The organism is Streptomyces graminilatus, from assembly GCF_001418565.1.
In the GTDB taxonomy this organism is placed as follows: domain Bacteria; phylum Actinomycetota; class Actinomycetes; order Streptomycetales; family Streptomycetaceae; genus Streptomyces; species Streptomyces graminilatus.
On the sequence record NZ_LIQQ01000817.1, the window covers coordinates 1 to 1662 of the forward strand.

General features: G+C 73.3%; 1 protein-coding gene. It reads right to left on the bottom strand.

From position 1 onward, the window contains the following. Positions 1-28: 28 nt before the first annotated feature. Entirely contained in the window at positions 29-1555 is a 1527-nt protein-coding gene (locus tag AOK08_RS41860; protein ID WP_055535815.1) for an HAD-IA family hydrolase, read from the bottom strand. Positions 1556-1662: the final 107 nt, after the last annotated feature.

A 1662-nucleotide genomic window follows, 5' to 3' on the forward strand; every position in this document is an offset into this window, starting at 1 on the left:
GGAAGGGGCGGCGGGGGCGACGAAACCCCTACCGCACCCCGAACCGCGTCAGCACCGCCGCATGGTCCGAGGGCCAGCCGTTACCGGCCACCTCTGGCCACGCCTTCACCGCCCCGCTCACCACAGTCCGCGACTCCAGCACCCGCAGCCCCTCCCCTCCGTACAGCACGAAGTCGATCCGGTCCTGCGGCTCCGCCCGCCCGCTCCCGTCCTCGTGCTCGGCATGGATCGGCGACCAGGTGTGCCCGGGATCCCGGACCGCGTCCGGGTTCGCCTCCCGGTAGGAGTCCCGCAGCCCCGCCTCGGCCGCCGCCTTCGTCACCGGCCACTCCACATCCGGCCAGTCCAGATGCGACGGCGTGTTGAAGTCCCCGACGAGCACGACGGGCGCCGAGTCGTCGACGACGGAGTCGGTGATCCGCCGCAGGATCTCCCGCATCTGCTCCAGCCGCCCGCCTTCATGGGCGATCACCTCCGCCGCCGGACGCCCATCGAAGCGGATCTCGTACGGCCCGTACGGCGCGCAGTCGAGGTGGGCGCTCCAGACGTCCACCTCCAGCCCGCCGTCCAGCCGTATCCGTACCCCGGTCGCCCCGTAGAAGCCGACGTCCGGGTCACCGAGCCGGGCCGTGATCGGATACCGGCTGACGACGCCGAGGTTCGGGCCCGCCTGGTGATGGTGCCAGCCGAGCGCCTCGGCCAGTTCCTGGGCCGAGGTGCCGTTCGTCTCCTGGAGACCGACCACGTCCGCGCCCGTCTCGGCGATCACCTTGAGCTGCTTCTCGCGGTGGTCGTCGACCTTCGTACCGCCGAGCCAGAGGTTCCAGCTCATCACCCGCAGCTCGTAAGGGAGTTCACGGGTCACCATCGCGCCGAGCTGTGCCACGGTGACCCCGGCCAGGCTGGCCCGTACCGTCCGGCCGGGCGCCGCCCCGATCGGCGCGAGCGACGGCACGGCGAGCACGGCGCAGCCCGCCGCCTCGGCCGAGGTGACACCGGTCTCGGTGTCCTCGACGGCGACGCAGGCGGCCGGGTCGACGCCCAGGGCTCGGCAGGCGGCGAGGTAGGGGTCGGGGGCGGGCTTGGTGTGCTCGGTGTCGTCGGCGGTCACGGAGACCGCGAAGCGGCTGGCTCCGAGCGCTTCGAGCGCTTCGAGCACGGTGTCGGCGACGGCCCGGGGGGAGGCGGTCACCAGGGCGGTGGGTATGCCGGCCTCGGCGAGCGCGTCCAGCAGGTCGAGCGCGCCGGGGCGGGGCACGATTCCGGTGCGGACGCGGGCCGCGAACTCCCGGTGCAGTTCGGCGGCGAGCTGCCCGGCCGCCGCCCCCGTGGCGGCGGCCAGCCAGTCAGCCGTGTGCTCGACGGGGCGGCCGAGCACGTCCGGCTGGTCTGCCTCGGTCAGCGGTCTCCCGGCGACCTGCTCCACCGCCTCCCACCACAGCCGCTCGGTGTCGACGAGCGTGCCGTCCATGTCGAACAGGACTGCCTGCGGCGGGAGTCGGGGCAGATCGCCGGTGTCGGAGGTACGGGGAGTGTGGGGGGTGCGGGGGGTCATTTTCTCTCTCTCGCGCGAACTCACGAACTCACGGATTCACGGGCACAGGACTTCAGGAGCGGCCCGTGCGCTCCGCCACCAGCACCGGCCGCTCCGGCAGCGACACC